This is a genomic window from Bombilactobacillus sp. ESL1092 (assembly GCF_058107465.1).
Map to the genome: position 1 here is coordinate 1 of NZ_JBYLUO010000002.1, position 17120 is coordinate 17120.

Here is a 17120-nt window from a genome sequence, read left to right on the forward strand (position 1 = left end):
TGACTAAAGGGTTTAGACCTGCTTAGCTTAGAGATGGTTGAGGGTTGCTGAGAGCAGATTTGTACCCTAGATTTTTGTCCAGAGTACAAAATCAACCTACTTAGCTCGTCGACGTATCGGGAGCCTCGATTGTCACTCATTTGTTGGCTTCATGCCAATCAATACTTAACGGAAACTGTGTTTCCAAACCACAAAAAAAACGCCCTTTGCGGCGTCTATTATCTTATTTTTTATTGTTCAATAATAAACTCATACTGATACCGCTCACTGGTTGCCCAGCAAGCCGTTTTACCTGTTCCATCGTTGGAACTTATCCCACGCTATTAGTAAGTGGTCTCTTTCAATCATCGAGTGATTAGCCCACGGGCTAGCGCTGGCCCAACCCTAGTTAGGAGTGATCCAACTAGGACTGCTTAAATTTTCTTTTTGAAATAGCGGGTAAGCGACCTGCTTGTCTACTTGTTTCCTCACACCGTCAAATTAACACTTCAAGATCATGTCCTGTTAACTCACTTAGTAAGTCTCTTAACGCGGCTTGTCTCCCGCATTTTTTTAATCAATCGCATTGACAACTCTAAGAATGAGCTATACAATAGAATCACAGTTTGATGAAAAGTGTGATTGTCCTAATTGGTGTTAGGGCGATTTTTTTTGCTATTAAGACTTAGGAGGCTCGCATGAGAGCACTGAGTCTTTTTTTGTATCCAATGGTGTTTGCCTAGCCACTAAAGATCTAGGCTAAGATACAAAAGTAATGTTTGACACAAATAGAATATATAATTTTAAACAGTCACATGTCAATGAAAATCTTGCCAAATGAGAAACTCATACATTTAACATTTCACATTTACCATTATACATTATGTGAAATGTATTTAACATATAACATTTAACACTTTGTAAGGAATTGTGTTATATTAGTCAAAAGGAGGATTTACTATGACCGCTAAAGTGTTATCTTTTCTAAATTTCAAGGGTGGTGTTGGTAAAACTAGCACTACTGCACTAACCAGTTATAACCTAGCAAAAATGGGATACAAAACTTTGACAATTGATTTTGACCCACAAGCTAACTTGACTTCACTTTTCTTAAAGACCAAAAGTATTCAAACCGGCGACGAAGTGATCACCATAAATACGTCATTAATGACCGCTATTAATACCAATATGGATCTTAATGATATTGCCATAGAAATCACCGATAATTTATTTTTACTTCCTAACGCCGTCGATTTTAGTATGTACAGTCGTTATTTAGATAAAAACATTAAGACTGAAAAAGCAAAAGTCGATTTCTTTAAAGACAAAATTAAGAATTTAAAGGAAAAATACGACTTTATCTTTATTGACGTACCGCCAACGATCTCTTTAGCCAACGACACAGCATTTAACGCCTGCGACCAGATTATCGTGGTCTTACAAACACAGGAGCGCTCATTATCAGGCGCAGAAGTCCTAATTGACTATTTACAGAAGACCCTAATTGACGACTTTGATTCAGAAGTAGACGTAATGGGAATTTTACCAGTTCTATCTAAGCGAAACGCCGTAGTGGACACGGAAATTTTAAATTCGGCTATTGAAGAGTTCGGTGAAGAAAATGTCTTTGAACACAAAATTATGCTTATGGAACGCATTAAACGCATGGACATGACAGGAATTACTGACAATCCTAAAGACCCTTGGGATAAGAAAGTTCATAAGGCATTCCAAGGCGTGGCCAAAGAAATCTTAACGCGGATAGGTGATTAAATATGGGAATGCTAAATCATGATTCTGCCAATAATAAGAGTAAGAAATTAGAACGTGGAACAAAAGTAACTATTAGAAATCAAGTTAAGAGAAACGACGTTCTAGAAGAAGATAATCCAAACACTGTTACTTTCCCTATCAATATTAGAGTTGATAATCATATTCGCAACAAAATAGCTGCCTTAATTAATCTTGGACTTGGAAAATCGCAAAAAGACTATGTAAATAGCTTGGTAGAACAAGCAATAGAAGAACTATCTGCTAGCGATCGTACACGTTTTGAAAAAATGTTTGAAATTTTAGAAGAAAAGGACAGACTAAAGAATAGAAAGTGAGTGTTAAATGTATTTAACATTTAACACTTTGTAAAAGAAGAAAAAAGTACGTAAAAAGTATGGAAAAAGTAGAACTTATGTTAATATATAAGTGTAAATAAAAAGAGCCAGCGATGGACACACTGACTCCTTTGTAGAGTTGCTAAGACGGCAACCATCAGATTTTTTATTAAAAGCTAATAATCGCTAGCCTTGCACGGCTAAGGCGATTATTTTTATTTTTGACCCCTTTTGATATATTCAAGAACTCGCATCACAGCATCAAATATTGCTTTACTGCCTGTAATGATAAGCTCCAGAATCTCAAACAGAGACACCTTGCTACTCCTTTCCTAGATTCTACTTGAATGGTATTTACACCATAAGCAACACCTCGGTTCCGGAATAGCCACCGCCTTAGCATTTCACTTTACGTAAACAATTGTACCATTTAATTTTTTTAACCGCCACAATACTATTAATTACAATACTGTGATAAAATCATTGTGATTACACATACAACCAGTCTATCTCCTTTAAATAAAGAACATAAAAGGAGAACGAATATGCTTGAAATATTAAAAACAAGCGTGTATTCTGGCTTTATTTTACCCAAATACATAGCGATAGACTCGCTAATATTTTATTTAATACGCATTTTATCAGATAGTTTCGTGGTTTCTTTAATTACATTTTTTGGTAAAAAAATAATTTCGGTTTACTATCCGAAAGCAATTCATTTATTAATTAAAATAATAACTGATTTTCATATTCATAAATAATTATTGATTATAAAAAAGATAGATTGTAAAATATGTGTGATCCGATTTGTTTTTACATGTTATTTAATGTGTTTACGAAATATCCTGGAATTTATCCAGGATATTTTTTTATCCTCTAAACACATGCTTTTTCATCAAAAAACATGTCATTTAATTTATTTTTTGGAAATTCATTTTTTATAAACAAATGCTTTAGCATGTATTTGCATTTATAACAGTGTTTTTAAATGTAAATACATGTCTCAGTTCAAAAATGGATCGAACAAAACACACGTTTTTGAATATTTTTACATGCAAATAGTTGCATTTACGATTTTGCACGCTATAATAAAGCATGTAAACACATATAAAAGCATGCTAAAACAAAAAGGAGAAATCACTATGGAAATTTTTAGTTTAGATTTAGGCAATAAAAACTCAAAGTTAAAGGACAGTAAAAGTGAATATATTATTCCTTCACGCTTCGTTAACAAAGCCGACGCACCTCTTCAACTAGGAGCAAACAAAAAGAACAACGTAAAAGAGTTCAAGACTATGTTTGACGAAGATTACTACTTATGGGGTGAGGGGATTAACGATTTACATTTAGACAATTTAATCCAGGATACTTTATCCAATTACGGCAATCGATATAATAATGACTCATTCAAATTATTAGTTGAATTTTCTTTAGGATTACTTGCCAGTGACTTTCCTTCTTCTAAAAAAAGCGTTCTAGAAGTTCAAAGTATTGTTGGCGTACCAACTGACGATTTTACTAGTCAAGAACGTTTAAAAACTTTAAGCAAAGATTTAAAAGGTCGTCATCAGATAGAAGTTGACGGCGAAACTTACTCAATTGACGTAAAAGAAGTTAAAATTTTACCGCAACCAGTTGGTACCGTATGTGAAGAAATGTTAGATGACAAAGGATACGTTAAAAATGAACATTACGAAACTGATAAAATTGGCATTGTAGATATTGGCGGCGGTACAGTTTTACTAGATACTTTGAACAACATGGATCTCAACACCGTTGATCGACGCGAATATAAGACCGGGATTAACTCATTAATCAAAAACATTGCTTCCAACCTAGACTTAGACGTTGATACCAACGATTACCAATTAGAAAAAGCTTTAATCAAAGGATCAGAAACGCGTGATTGGAGCTATTCTCCAAATGGTAAAGCCGAAAGTGGAAATAATATTACTTCTTCAGTTAACAAACAAATTGATCACTTTACCAAAAAGCTAATCAGTGACGTACAATCAACATTAGACATTGACGGATTAGCTGAACTATTGATTACCGGTGGTGGTGCAAACTTAATCAATAAAGACTTAATCACTAATAAAATTCCTAACGCTATCTTCATTAAAGATTCAGAAGTAGCAAATGTTCGTGGATTTTACAAGTATGTGAAATCACAACAAGTAAGTAAGGAGGACTAATTTTGAGCAAAATAGAATATGTTCAATTAAGGTTAAATCCCGATAATGAACGAGATCAAAGGATCTTAAATCAGTTGCAAAATACTAATATGCCCAAAGCGGCATTTGTAAAAATGTGCATTTTGAATGAAATTGACGGACTACATGCCAATCAAGTTCTGAGACCAAGTAATAGTTCTGTTCAAGACGTTCATACTAATACTCCTATTTCTGAACCTAATAAAACTAAAAAATCAAAAAAGACTTTGAATAAAAGTTTTGGAGAATTTAATGGCTAAAGAAACAAAAAGCGGACCAGCAAATGCTGATCCGTTGTTTTTATTGTAATTTACTATACATAATTCCTTGCCTTAGTTTCCAAGTTATTAAAATCAAAACACCTATTACTTAATATACTATTAGGATGATTATTTTTATAACGATACAATCTTTTAGCATCTTTATCTAATCCCATTCGCTCCATTTCTCTCATTTCTTTTCTTAGGAGAAAAATATATGATGATTTTTCATTATTAGTATTAAAACTTCTAAATTGATCAATATCACCAAAATTTTCCATACTAATGATACATTGTTTGCAAACAGGAAACATATAATTTAAATTAACAACACCTAGCAAATTATTACCATCAAAAATCTTTTTAAAATCCATATTATTTCTCATATGTCTATGACGTCTTTGAGGATGATTTAATTGCGCAACATATTCTAAATCTCCTACGTCAAAAAGACTGTGAAAAAAGGGTTTAAAATGATTGTTACCATATTCACTAAAAGGTATTCTAGATTCATATTGCCTTAAATAATTCAAATACTTTTGATCAATGGAACAGTACCTCATCGTAATTTCCTCCACATCAAACACATCAAAGAGCTTCACTTAATTATCATTATGTAATAAAAAAGTCGGCTCTACACCGACCACAACACTACGACTCAAAACAGTTTTTTAATAGGCTCTGTAACCTCTAGATACAACAGTTTTTTAATAGGCTCTGTAACCTCTAGATACAACAGTTTTTTAATAGGCTCTGTAACCTCTAGATACAACAGTTTTTTAATAGGCTCTGTAACCTCTAGATACAACAGTTTTTTAATAGGCTCTGTAACCTCTAGATACAACAGTTTTTTAATAGGCTCTGTAACCTCTTTACAGTGTAATAATAACTACTTTTCTTTTTATTGTCAAGACAAAAAAGAAATTTCAAATTCCAAACTGGTAACACAGCGATTAAAAATATAACCGTAGCCCTCCATTACTTTCGCTGAATACTAACCAATAATACGTTCTAAAACTTCCATATCGGCTTCGCGATCATTTGATAAATCCACAAAATAATCTGTTTGCCATTCCAATTCTTTTAAAGCAGCTGCATTCAATCCCGTTTCCCAACCAGGGTAAACACGCAATGTCATTTTTCCTTTGACTCCTGTTTTTCTTAAAATACCGTGCTTCAACAAAACTGTTTTTGGAAATAGGAACTGGCCCTGGTGCATACCGTCCACAATGTTGATTAAGGTAATATCAGAGCTGCTATCCATATCAAAGGCTTGTTTTTTATCATTTTCATCACGTTCATATAAGGACACAGAGTAGCCTTTACGAACTGGTGTCTTTCTAGCAAGCCTATTCCGAAAGGAAATATCAAACATCTTGAAGTAGAAACCTTCGTATTTTTCCATTTGTGGCTCTTTGTAGCGATATTTAACAGTCATACCTAAATATGGCAGAAGAGTTTTATTGATTATCTTTGAAGACTGATACGTGTACTGCTTCTGCTTTTTCGGCGATTTAACATAATTGTAAATACTAGGCGTTAACTCGGGCGCAAAATCGTCTAATTTATCATTGGTAATTACTAATACCCGCTTCATGTGTTGAACTTCAGCAAGTGCATTCTCGCCGTCTTCAGCGGTTACTGTTTTACTTTCTAAAACAACGCCCTTTTTGTGACCATACCTTGTACCCACTTCTACAATTTGGCCAAATGGTACTCTATCACTATTAAACTTTTCTTTATGGGGCCGATCTTCCGTATTAATGGTTAAACGAAACCAATAAGCGCCATTAGAAAGTTCATACGCACCCGTTTTATCATTTTTATTCAAATGCCGCACCAAAACCGCATGTTTTGGGAACATTTTCCTGCTTACTTTTTTGTCTTCAGTCATTGTTTGCTACTATCCTTTAACTGGATCTTCGGCTTTGGCAAAGTCACATAATCACTTCTATCAGCCAATAGATCAAACTTAACTAATGCTTCCCAAAGTCTGGGAGCTATATCGTTCAAAGATTGCGTAGTTACCCTAGTCACTCTACGCATTTTCTTAATGACTCGTTTGGGTATTACTCCTGTTACTTCCATATTTTCCAAAACTACCGCCGGTTTTGATCCATAGTTGGTTTTGACCATAATGATATTACTAGATGGAACTTTTGTCCCTCTAAACTTACTAAGCGGCTTTCCTTCGACTTCTAATTTAGTATTTGTGGAAATTTGATACCAATAAGCCTGAGGAGCAAAACGATACCGACCATTCTTTTTATTTTTGTACAATAGAACAGCTTTAACCGCGCGCCTAACTTCCCTTGGTCTACTCTTTTTCTTACTCATGAAGATTTTTTTCCAAACTGTGATTTGAGAAAACAACTACTAAAGTTAAAACTAAAAGCCCAAGAACTACTAACTTACTAACAAAATATTGAATATAGCCCCCAGCAATTAACATAAAAACCATGCCTGCAAATAAGAAAGTCGAGGTCCAAGATTCTAAATGTAATTTAGTTATTCGACCAATTTTTTTAGATACAGCTACTAAAGACAAAACTAACGTCAATACTAAAAACAAAGTACTCAAAATATAGAAAACAATTGAAAAAGCGGTTCTGTCAGGTCTTATAAATTCAATTGTTAAGGAAAGTAAATTAATAATTATCATTAACAAATACAGTACTGCATCTAAATAACCGACTATTTTAGTATGCATAATTAAACTCCTTTGACATGAAATTTTGTTCCAGTTATGTTATTATTTATATGTAAGAAAAGGTCAGTGCTTGTACACTAACCTTTCCGTAAAGTTGCTAAGACGGCGACTATTAAATTTTATTTGAAAACTAAAATAATCGCTAGCCTTGCGCGGCTAAGGCGATTATTTTTTTGATTCATGCATGACCATCCAAACGAAACTTGCGACATCGATAATCGTTGTGATTATCTGGCAAAGATCGTGGACGTTCAAATGAAACAATTTGCTACTCCTTTCTTTAGGATCTGGGTTTACAGTTTTTACACCATAAGCACCACTCCCTTTCGAGGAACAGCCACCGCCTTAGCATTTAACTTTACTCAATAATTATACCATAAAAAAGTGGCTAAATCCTTGATTTACAAGGCTTTAGCCATTTTGTTTTTGTTGCTTAAATTTTTTTTGATTAACTATTTTTGACCAAATGATAATTCATCAAAGCAATCACTATGGTTAAAACTAAAAACACTGCTATTATTACTTGACCAAGAATTTTAGTAATATAGCCGTTGGCTATTAACAGGAACCACGCGCTGGCAGCCATTAATGTTATGCTCAAAGTATTGAAAACGAAACCTAATTTTCTATTAACTTTAATTCTAGCAACAGACAAAACGGTTGCCAGAACCAGGCTAGCTGTGCTTAAAATATAAAAAATTGTTGCTGAATTGCTTGCCGTTGGATTAAGTAACGATTTTACCAACGAACAAACACTCAAAATTACCATGGCAAGATAAAGTAAGACGTCTAAATAATAAGACATTTTCTTAAGCATATGAATTCTCCTTATTCTGTAATTAACTATTCAGTAATTTAAAACGTCGCTGTTGAGTACGTTCACTGATACCTGTTTTACGCTCAATCATTTTATAGGTCATACCTTGCTTACGTAATTCATAAGCAAAGCGAATTTGCTCGTCAGTGTACGTTTTGGGGCGTCCTTCTCTAAAACCTGGATCATTCTTTTTAGCGTAAGCTTTCCCTTCCTGTGTCCTTGTTACAATCATATCACGTTCGAACTGCGCAAAAGCACTAAAAATCGTAAAGATTAGTTGTCCTGTTGGTGTATTATCAATCATTCCCATATTGAGAATATGAACCTTAACATTGCGTTGGAACAGATCTTGGATAATCTCCAAAGCCTCTCTCGTATTTCTAGCAAACCTATCTAGTTTAGTAACGACTAATGTATCATCTTCTGACAGCTGATCAATCAATTTTTTAAATTCTGGACGTTGAGTTGTAGTGCCTGTAAATTTTTCTTGATAAATTTTTTCAGCACCAGCTGTTTTTAACAATTCAATTTGATTTTCCAATTTTTGATCCGTTGTACTAACACGAGCGTAGCCGTATTTCATATTTTTACCACCTATTTATGTCGCTAAGATATGACGTATTCTAACTAGCCTAATTATAAGACAAGTAAAAAAGCGACACAACCATTAAAAAACGGCTCAACGATCATTTAACTAAATTAACTGACGTGCAATTACTGGCTTTAATGTATTCGCAGAATCAAATTAGTATTTCTAATCAACGTATTCTTTATCATATATGAAGACTACTTGACTTTTTTGCCTACATAAAAATCAAGATTAAATTGCCTATGTGACGTTTTATTTAAATACATGAAAACTGAAATAGTTAACCAGAGAGTCCAACCACAATAAAGGATTATTTATAGTTTACAATGTCTGTTTGTTAGACAGCTCTCAACTTTAGTGCAAAATTTTTGAAAATATGTTGTATAAATGATACAAAATAATCAATAAATTACATTATTATGATTTTAAAGAATCACCTTTTTAGCATACCTAAGTAAACAATTTTTTAAAGTAATTCCAAAGTTGAATAGAACAATACTTATTTGTAGATGTTTGGAAAAAAATTAACTAGCACACGCGTACTAACCTTTTTTGATTCCTACAAGTAAAATTTGCAGTTTATTTTTATATCATATAAGCATAAAAATGCTCCCCCGAAATTGTCATAACTTCGGGGGAGTACATTATTAGCAACTTTTTATTTTTAATCATTTTAAAACTATTTACGTCAGTTACTATATGGCAAAGAAAATAATTTAAATTTTCTTTCATCATAAAATACTTATTTTATATTAGAATTAATATCACTATTAAAATTCTTAAAAATTAAAGAGCAATTAACTCCTCCAAAAGCAAAAGAATTAGACATTACGTATATAGTTTGATTACTTTTAAAGTTATTAAAATTATTATTTAATAACATTGCTTTAAATTTCAGATTTGTATCAACAATCCCTCTTTCCATTCCAAATTGCTTCACAAAGACTCTATCCTTAATCATTTTTATACACAACATTGCTTCAAATATTCCAGCGGCCCCCAACAAATGACCTGATACAGCTTTCGTAGATGAAACCTTAGTATTTTGAGAAAACAAACTAGATATTGCATCAGATTCACATTTATCATTTGCAACAGTAGCAGTACCATGCGCATTTACATAATCTACATCATTTTTAGTTATATTGGCATCTTTTAAAGCAATTTCCATTGATTTTTGCATACCAGATTCACTTGGAGCAACTAAAGAAAAAGCATCAGAGCAGTTGCCATATCCAACAATCTCTGCATATATGTCAGCATTCCTACTCTTCGCATGATCCAAAGTTTCTATTACTAGAGCCGCAGCTCCTTCTGATATAACAAAACCTGTACGATCTTTAATGAACGGCAAAGAAGCATCTGATATAGCATCACTATTCGATAAAACACCCAACTTTTTAAAAGCCATAATTGCATAATCATTTAAGCAAGATTCTGTACCAACTACCAAGGCTGAAGATAAATATCCATATCTTAATTTTTCAAACATTTCACCAAGGCTTATACTACTAGAAGAGCAAGCGGAGCAATAAGTAAGTGCAGGACCTTTTACACCAAGATTTATAGATAAATTAGAAGCTATCATATTAGGCAACATTTTTATAATTGTCCTTACTTCCATAGAATTGAGCTTTCCATTTGTAGCAGCTTTACTAACTTGTTCAACTGTTGTATTAATACCACCTATGGCTGTTCCAACACTAATTGCTGAATTATTCAGATCAGAATCATTCAACTTACTATCCTTAACGGCTTGTATAGCTGCCAGATTTGCAAGTTGTGAAGATCTATCCTGATATCTTATGTCCCTTTTGGACATACTTATATTAAAATCATCATTTATTTTGCTTATATTAACTCCTAAATCAGAATTATAACTAAAATTTGACTTACCTAATTTAATAGAATTCCAGTTTTCTTCCACCGTAGTTCCAATGGGCGTTATGGCCCCCATGCCTGTAACCACTACTCTATTCATAATCATTTACTCCATTTTTTTATATAATGACTTAAATTATTTAGATAGTCAGTCCTTCTTGTTTTACTACTTGTATCAATGCTCCCGAAATTTTTCCATTTTAAATGTCTAAAATTCAATTGTTTTAAAGTGCTTTTCACAAAAACGCCCTTAATAGCATTGCCACAAAATAAGTTTAAATAAAATGTTGGAGAGGTTGACGTAGTCAAAATCAAAGTCTTATTGATATTATTTAATTTACCAACAACTCCAGTTTTACCAACATAGTAAGAAAACGACTTTTTCATAATTTTGTCTATGAAACCTTTTACAATTGCCGGAGTATCATTCCACCAGACAGGAAAAATAAATATGACTTTACTGGAGGCTTTTATTAACTGTTGATATTTAATAACCAAATCGTCTAAAGTCTTTCCGACACTGAATAAAGCAAGTTCCTCGGTAGAATAAGCAGGGTTAAAGCCATCACCATACAAATCAATTACATTATATTTTACTTTGCTTATATCCAGAGATTGTAATACAGTTTCAAGAACAGCATGATTAAAACTTTTATCATAAGGATGAGCGTATATTATAAGTACAGACATCACAATTCACCCATATTCTTTTTGGCTTTTTCTAAGATATTTAAAGTCTTATTTATATCAGACCTAGTGTGCATACTAGATACGAAAAATCTTATTCTAGCTTCACTTTCTTTTACTGCAGGATAAACTATAGGCAACGCATTTATATTATTTTCAAATAAATAGTTAGATAATTTAGCCGCATTAGCTGAATTTCCTAAAATAATAGGTACTATAGGAGTATCTTTACTATTACCAGTATCAAAGCCTAAATCCCTAACACCATTAAGCAAATAATCTGAATTTGATTTTAATTTTTCCAACATAGTCTTATCATTTTTAAATATCTGAATTGCTTTTAGTGCACTAGCAGTATTAGCGGGAGTAATACCGGCACTAAACACAAAACCAGGAGAATTAAACTTAAGCCAATTTACTAACTCCAGACTCCCTGCTATATATCCCCCACAACTAGCTGCAGTTTTACTTAAAGTTCCCATGAGAATATCAACGTTATCAGCAGATATATTAAAGTAATCACATACACCTGCACCATTTTTACCTATAGTACCAAAAGAGTGTGCTTCATCAATCATCAAAATACAGCCATATTTTTTTTTCAAACGAATTAATTCAGGTAATTTACAAATATCACCATCCATAGAATAAGCACCTTCAACTACTATTAAAGTGCGTCTATATTTATTCCTTAATCTTTTTAAAATATTTTCTAAAGAAGTCATATCATTATGTTTAAATGATCTTCTCATTGCATGAGACAACGTTGCACCCTGAACGATACTATTATGAGCCAATTCATCATGTACTATTAAGTCCTTTTCATTAACTATATTTCCGATTGTGTTAACATTAGTGCTGTGTCCACCAACTTCAACAATTGCATCTTCAGTACCCAAAAAATTAGAGATCTCTTTTTCAAGTTGCCTATGAATATCCAACTCGCCACTCAATAATCTACTACCAGACACAGAAGTTCCATACTTATCTATTGCTTTCTTAGATGCTTCACTAACTCTATAATCACCATTTAATCCTAAATAATTATATGTTGAAAAATTAATATAGTTATCGCCAGAAATTGTTATACTATTAGTGGGAACACCATCATCTAATCTAAAATAGGGCAGATTTTTACTTTCTTTTTGGTACAATTCATTAAATTGTTCTATTTCTGGAAATTTTTTAATATCTGAAACTTCTACATCATATGAATTAACACTATCTTGAGTCTTTATACCTATTAATCTGCCAACATCTCCTATAGTTGTATGAACATTAAAATTTTTATAAGGAATAGAGTTCTCTTTTAAACCAAATTTCGACTCAACCGTATTTGCCAAATCTATAAGCATTAACGAATCAAATCCAATATCGTTAATTAATTCATCGGTTTCCTTAAAGTTGTCTTTATCTTCTCCTGAAATTTGAGAGATAATATCCATTAGATCATTCAATATGATAATCCTCCAATAAATAAACATATATTTATAGTAAATTATAAACACCTAACCATATTAAAGTCAATATATGATAAATTTAATGCACTTAATAAGTTAAAACCGTTTCTTTAATGTTTATTGTTTAATTTAATGATTTAAACAGTTTTTTTCAATGGCAGATGTGTTTCTTTAGAACGCAAATTTTAAAGGTTTTATTTTTATCTATTTTTAACATCATAAATTATTTATACATAAGTTTCATAGTAAAATTAGATGCTTTCAAAATAAAAAATTCCAAGATAAGAATCTGGTATAATTGATTAAGTTTCACATGTTTTGGTGCAAGTATAAAACCTATCCTATCTAGAAAGTTACAGAAATGAATATGTAAATTACAAGTTAAAAATATTAACTACAAGAATATCTGAAAAATTCAGAAATTTTACTTAAACAAGCAAAATAATCATCGATACAAAAAAGTAAAGATCCACTGATATGCTGGCATGCACCCCAAAATTAGGACAGATTTTTTTAGTTTTTAACTGAGGACTAGTTTACGATATTCCATCGGAGTTAGTCCTTTTAATTTGTCTTTGATTCTTTGGTGATTATAGTAACTAACATAAGAACTGAGTGCTACTTCTAATTCCGTTATCTAATGAATTGCCTTTACGAGATATGGATTGTTTGATTCGCTTCTTTTTCAGTAATTCTTGGTACTGAGCATGTTGATACTGCCAACCTCGATCTGTATGCAGAACTAAATTATCTAGTTTAGGATGTGTTGGCACAACATGCTTTAATATGTCCATTTTTGGTTTGAGGTTCGGACTACGATAAATATTATAGGCAATGATTTCTTGCGTACAACCATCAATAGCTGGCGACAAACAAATCTTTTGCCTATTTAAACTAAATTCCGTTACGTCCAATATCATTTTTGATCTTATTTGGTAGCAGCAAATTGACACTTAGTCAAGTTAGCTTTAATAATTCCTTGGGTGCCATGATAACTATTATATTTACTGCAGCGTTTACTGATAATGCCAATGAAATTTGCCGATAACCATAACGACGTTTGTAATGATATATTAGGGCAACCAAATAATTAATAGAACGCAGACCTACACTGTATATGTGACTTAATTATTTTGGACCAATACCGTAATATTTCCACAAATTGTAAATATCAATTTTGTCTTACTTAGATAATTTAGATATCAAAATGGCCCCCCGAAGTTGTCCTAACTTCAGGGGCCACATCAATATCAATTTTTATCTTGGGGATTTTTACTTTTCAAGTAGCTAATAAACTTACTTTCTTTATAGTTCTTTTCTTATTCTATAAATGAGTGTCCTAGATACCCCATATTTTCTGGCCATTGGTTTAATTGGCTTATTGTCTTTTAAGTCCTGGACAATTGCTTGATACACTAATCGCTTTTTAGGATCTTTGGCGTGATCATTATATTCTTGCGCTCTTCCCACATAAACACCATTTTTTTTAGCAATCGCAATCCCTTCTCTTTGCCTTTCACGAATTTTCTCACGTTCAGATTGAGCAACATAGGACATGAGTTCAATTACTATATTGGTCAAAAGGTTCTTTAAATTAGGATCTTCTACTCCCTTGAAGCTAGGAAGATCCAAAATATCAATCGTTGCCCCTTTTTGGCGAATTTCAGACAAAAGATCTTTAATATCCTGAGAATTACGTCCTAAACGATCCAAGCTCATAATCACCACAACGTCTTCATCGTGAATATAATTCAACATTGCTTGTAGTTGTGGGCGCTCCGTATTTTTACCAGAGATTTTCTCTTGGAAAATTTTTGTACAACCTTCTTTGTTTAGTGCTTCAATCTGACGATCCAAATTTTGGTCAGTTGAAGACACTCTGGCATAGCCAATTTTCACATTTTTACCCCCAATTTAAAAAACACCTTTTAGAATACCCTTTAACATTTCCAGTATAGCATATTCCAAAAGGTATTTTAAGAGCACACCCTAAAAATACCTTTTTTAAACATAAAAATCTTCTTTTTGTATATCTCCTTTACATGTGCATTATAAACAGATATAATTATAGTTAAATTAAATTATTGGAAAGTAAACTATGATACAATCTTTTGCTGACAAAGAAACAGAAAAAATATACAATCAAAAATTCTCCAAAAAATTGCCTCAAACAATCCAAAAAACAGCATTACGAAAATTGATTATGTTAGACAATGCAAACAATATTAACGATCTACGAATGCCCCCAGCTAATCATTTAGAACAATTATCTGGTAATAGAAGCGGACAGTATAGCATTAGAATTAATGAACAATACAGGCTTTGTTTTTCAATTAGAAACCAAAATGATTTTGTTGACGTTGAAGTTATTGATTACCATAATTAATGGAGGAGCCATAGATGAATAATATAACTACACCAAAAATTAGTGAGATTTTAAAGGAAGAATTTATGATTCCTTTAAATCTTTCCGCATATATGCTAGCTAAAAAAGTAAATGTTCCAACATCAAGAATACAGGATATTTTACATGATCGACGTAAAATTACCGTAGATACTTCTGTTCGTTTAGGACGATTATTCGGTGTATCGGATCGCTACTTTTTAAATTTACAAAATGACATTGACATCCGTAATGCGGAAAAAAGTATGAAAGATGAATACAATCAAATACAACAATACCAATTAAACTAAATCATATGTATGACTCTCCTATAAATAAATCAGGAGAGTCTTCTTTTTAGATTAAGGCAGTCAGATTGTTAATTAAATGTACTAAAATACTTGCCTTAATATTTCTAGTCTTACAGTAAACCAAGCCTAAAATCACTCCCATAATCAATTTAGAAATAAAGTATACTGGATCATTTGAAACGTGCATTAAACCAAAAATGACCGCCGACAATAATATATTTATCCTTGGATCCAAGTTGAACATGTTTTGTATATATCCTCGAAAAAGTAATTCTTCCAAAATTGGTCCAATTAAAAGTGCGTAAATCGTAAAAGCAACTGGGACTCGTTTAACAACTTGCAGTTGAGTGCTGACGTTAGTATTACCTATTGCTTTAAATAACGGTGCTAGTACCAAGTTTATTAGAAATAGTAAGACACCAGCAGCTATTACTAACAAAAATGCTTGACGGTCCAATTTTTTGGTTGGAAACAACTGTACCTTTTTAGTTATCCAAATCATGGCCACTATAATTAAAATACAAAAAAGCGCGAAAATCGTGTAACTAAGCCAAGATTGACTAGCCTTTTTATTTGAGGCCATCGATTCTAAAATAATCACTGGTATCTGTTCCCAAACAAAAAGCAAGGCCCCTAATAAAAGGTGCCCTGCCATTTTAAAGATATTTAACTGTTTACTACTCATCTGTCTAACTCATTTTTGTGGTCATGATAATACTTTTTCCAATTAATTCTGTTTTGGTCACTATAAAGATCTTCTTCAGCTTCTTTGGTGTTTCTTTCATTTAATTCCAAAATAGAAATTCGATGATTAAGCTCATCTTTAACGTAGCCGGCAATTAATTCCCGAAATGGTATCATTTCATGCTGATTAGATCTGGCTTTTTCTAAAGCTTCCATATACTTATTGCGAGCTACTTTAGATGGATTAACATTAATTACTGGATAACCGTTTTCCGTTAAAGCAAAATTCATTAACAATCTAGCCGTTCGACCGTTACCATCTCTAAAAGGGTGGATTGAAACAAATTTTTGGTGCAAGTCAGCTGCATACTGCACTGGGTGCAATTCTTGAGATGCGGTCTTACTCCAGACAATTAAATTATCCATCGCTTCCGGAATATCATATGGTGTTAAATAAGGGTGATCTTCTAAACCATATGGCCAAACGTCGATGGTTCGATAATTACCTGCGTCGGTTTGTGGAATGATCGTTTCCATGGTCGCAATCCGATTTAAATTGCGAATATCAGACACATTTAATTCGACTTGTTTAGTTGCTAATTCGACCATGTAGTCGTAGGCATTATTTAAATTGGTAATTTCCAGTGTTTCTTTCAGCGTTTTACCATGAATAGTAGCTCCTAAACCACCTTCAATTAAAGCAGCTGTTTCATACTTACTCATAGTGTTACCTTCAATTGCCGCGGAAGACCAAACATGTTCTATTCGAACATTTTTTTCTAGTTGTTTAACTTCTAATTGAGATAACGGACGATATTGATTCATTTTAGTCTTTAATGCAGTAAGTTCTTTTAATTGTTCGTTATAATTCATAGACGTTCACCTCTTATTAACTAATAAGTGTACCATGCTCATTCTAAATCTGTCTTTTGATTGAAAAAGATAATTTTTTTGACTTTTAACAAAATTTGGCTTTAATATTTGCAATCTAAGCAATTTAAATTTAAATCACGTCCAATTATATTCAAGCTACAAAAA

20 protein-coding genes are annotated in these 17120 nt (G+C 32.5%); 6 read left to right on the forward strand and 14 right to left on the reverse strand.

Features of this window, described 5'->3' with window-relative positions; genetic code table 11:
- The first annotated feature begins 939 nt into the window (after nt 1-939).
- From AC3B6Y_RS09125 to AC3B6Y_RS09140, 4 genes are all read left to right on the forward strand, one after another.
- Nucleotides 940-1752 (forward strand): ParA family protein, encoded by an 813-nt coding sequence (locus tag AC3B6Y_RS09125; RefSeq protein WP_489791555.1) that lies wholly within the window; start codon nt 940-942, stop codon nt 1750-1752.
- A 2-nt stretch (nt 1753-1754) separates the two neighbouring features.
- A complete protein-coding gene (locus AC3B6Y_RS09130; protein WP_489791556.1) occupies nt 1755-2087 on the forward strand; it encodes a DUF5388 domain-containing protein in 333 nt (110 codons plus the stop codon).
- 1142 nt (nt 2088-3229) lie between these two features.
- Nucleotides 3230-4282 (forward strand): ParM/StbA family protein, encoded by a 1053-nt coding sequence (locus tag AC3B6Y_RS09135; RefSeq protein ID WP_489791557.1) that lies wholly within the window; start codon nt 3230-3232, stop codon nt 4280-4282.
- 2 nt (nt 4283-4284) lie between these two features.
- Nucleotides 4285-4560, forward strand: a complete 276-nt coding sequence (locus AC3B6Y_RS09140; RefSeq protein WP_489791558.1) for a hypothetical protein — start codon at nt 4285-4287, stop codon at nt 4558-4560.
- Nucleotides 4561-4613: 53 nt separating this feature from the next.
- Here the strand turns inward: AC3B6Y_RS09140 and AC3B6Y_RS09145 are convergent, their stop codons facing one another.
- The 12 genes from AC3B6Y_RS09145 to AC3B6Y_RS09200 all read right to left on the reverse strand — a co-directional run bounded on the left by AC3B6Y_RS09145 (nt 4614) and on the right by AC3B6Y_RS09200 (nt 14603).
- Nucleotides 4614-5162 (reverse strand): type III toxin-antitoxin system ToxN/AbiQ family toxin, encoded by a 549-nt coding sequence (locus tag AC3B6Y_RS09145; RefSeq protein WP_489791559.1) that lies wholly within the window; start codon nt 5160-5162, stop codon nt 4614-4616.
- A 392-nt stretch (nt 5163-5554) separates the two neighbouring features.
- A complete protein-coding gene (locus AC3B6Y_RS09150) occupies nt 5555-6454 on the reverse strand; it encodes a MepB family protein (protein ID WP_489791560.1) in 900 nt (299 codons plus the stop codon).
- Nucleotides 6451-6897: a DUF5839 family protein gene (locus AC3B6Y_RS09155; protein WP_489791561.1), complete on the reverse strand. Its 447-nt coding sequence runs from the start codon at nt 6895-6897 to the stop codon at nt 6451-6453. Before AC3B6Y_RS09155 ends, AC3B6Y_RS09150 begins: the two co-directional genes overlap by 4 nt.
- Entirely contained in the window at nt 6890-7270 is a 381-nt protein-coding gene (locus AC3B6Y_RS09160) for a hypothetical protein (RefSeq protein ID WP_489791563.1), read from the reverse strand. Before AC3B6Y_RS09160 ends, AC3B6Y_RS09155 begins: the two co-directional genes overlap by 8 nt.
- A gap of 448 nt (nt 7271-7718) precedes the next feature.
- Nucleotides 7719-8087, reverse strand: coding sequence for a hypothetical protein (locus tag AC3B6Y_RS09165; protein WP_489791565.1), 369 nt, complete (start codon nt 8085-8087; stop codon nt 7719-7721).
- Nucleotides 8088-8109: 22 nt separating this feature from the next.
- On the reverse strand, nt 8110-8670 hold the full coding sequence (locus AC3B6Y_RS09170; protein WP_489791566.1) for a recombinase family protein: 561 nt from the start codon (nt 8668-8670) through the stop codon (nt 8110-8112).
- Nucleotides 8671-9418: 748 nt separating this feature from the next.
- Complete coding sequence (locus AC3B6Y_RS09175; RefSeq protein WP_489791568.1) at nt 9419-10657, reverse strand: beta-ketoacyl-[acyl-carrier-protein] synthase family protein; 1239 nt, start codon at nt 10655-10657, stop codon at nt 9419-9421.
- 2 nt (nt 10658-10659) lie between these two features.
- Nucleotides 10660-11247: an NAD(P)H-dependent oxidoreductase gene (locus AC3B6Y_RS09180; RefSeq protein ID WP_489791569.1), complete on the reverse strand. Its 588-nt coding sequence runs from the start codon at nt 11245-11247 to the stop codon at nt 10660-10662.
- Nucleotides 11247-12701: an aminotransferase class I/II-fold pyridoxal phosphate-dependent enzyme gene (locus AC3B6Y_RS09185; protein ID WP_489791570.1), complete on the reverse strand. Its 1455-nt coding sequence runs from the start codon at nt 12699-12701 to the stop codon at nt 11247-11249. The genes AC3B6Y_RS09180 and AC3B6Y_RS09185 overlap by 1 nt, the downstream gene beginning before the upstream one ends.
- A gap of 523 nt (nt 12702-13224) precedes the next feature.
- Nucleotides 13225-13341 carry an IS3 family transposase gene (locus AC3B6Y_RS09190; RefSeq protein WP_489791582.1) on the reverse strand — a complete coding sequence of 39 codons (117 nt, stop codon included), beginning with the start codon at nt 13339-13341 and terminating at the stop codon, nt 13225-13227.
- Nucleotides 13304-13624 carry a DDE-type integrase/transposase/recombinase gene (locus tag AC3B6Y_RS09195; RefSeq protein ID WP_489791572.1) on the reverse strand — a complete coding sequence of 107 codons (321 nt, stop codon included), beginning with the start codon at nt 13622-13624 and terminating at the stop codon, nt 13304-13306. The genes AC3B6Y_RS09190 and AC3B6Y_RS09195 overlap by 38 nt, the downstream gene beginning before the upstream one ends.
- A gap of 385 nt (nt 13625-14009) precedes the next feature.
- Nucleotides 14010-14603, reverse strand: a complete 594-nt coding sequence (locus AC3B6Y_RS09200; protein WP_489791573.1) for a recombinase family protein — start codon at nt 14601-14603, stop codon at nt 14010-14012.
- A 199-nt stretch (nt 14604-14802) separates the two neighbouring features.
- Between AC3B6Y_RS09200 and AC3B6Y_RS09205 the strand changes: the two genes are divergently transcribed.
- Together AC3B6Y_RS09205 and AC3B6Y_RS09210 are read left to right on the forward strand one after the other, a co-directional pair.
- Nucleotides 14803-15090, forward strand: a complete 288-nt coding sequence (locus AC3B6Y_RS09205; RefSeq protein ID WP_489758090.1) for a type II toxin-antitoxin system RelE/ParE family toxin — start codon at nt 14803-14805, stop codon at nt 15088-15090.
- 14 nt (nt 15091-15104) lie between these two features.
- Nucleotides 15105-15398 (forward strand): HigA family addiction module antitoxin, encoded by a 294-nt coding sequence (locus AC3B6Y_RS09210; protein WP_489758089.1) that lies wholly within the window; start codon nt 15105-15107, stop codon nt 15396-15398.
- Nucleotides 15399-15444: 46 nt separating this feature from the next.
- Here the strand turns inward: AC3B6Y_RS09210 and AC3B6Y_RS09215 are convergent, their stop codons facing one another.
- Together AC3B6Y_RS09215 and AC3B6Y_RS09220 are read right to left on the reverse strand one after the other, a co-directional pair.
- Nucleotides 15445-16083, reverse strand: coding sequence for a CPBP family intramembrane glutamic endopeptidase (locus AC3B6Y_RS09215; protein WP_489791574.1), 639 nt, complete (start codon nt 16081-16083; stop codon nt 15445-15447).
- Nucleotides 16080-16955 (reverse strand): Fic family protein, encoded by an 876-nt coding sequence (locus AC3B6Y_RS09220; RefSeq protein WP_489758087.1) that lies wholly within the window; start codon nt 16953-16955, stop codon nt 16080-16082. Before AC3B6Y_RS09220 ends, AC3B6Y_RS09215 begins: the two co-directional genes overlap by 4 nt.
- Between the last annotated feature and the right edge of the window lie 165 nt (nt 16956-17120).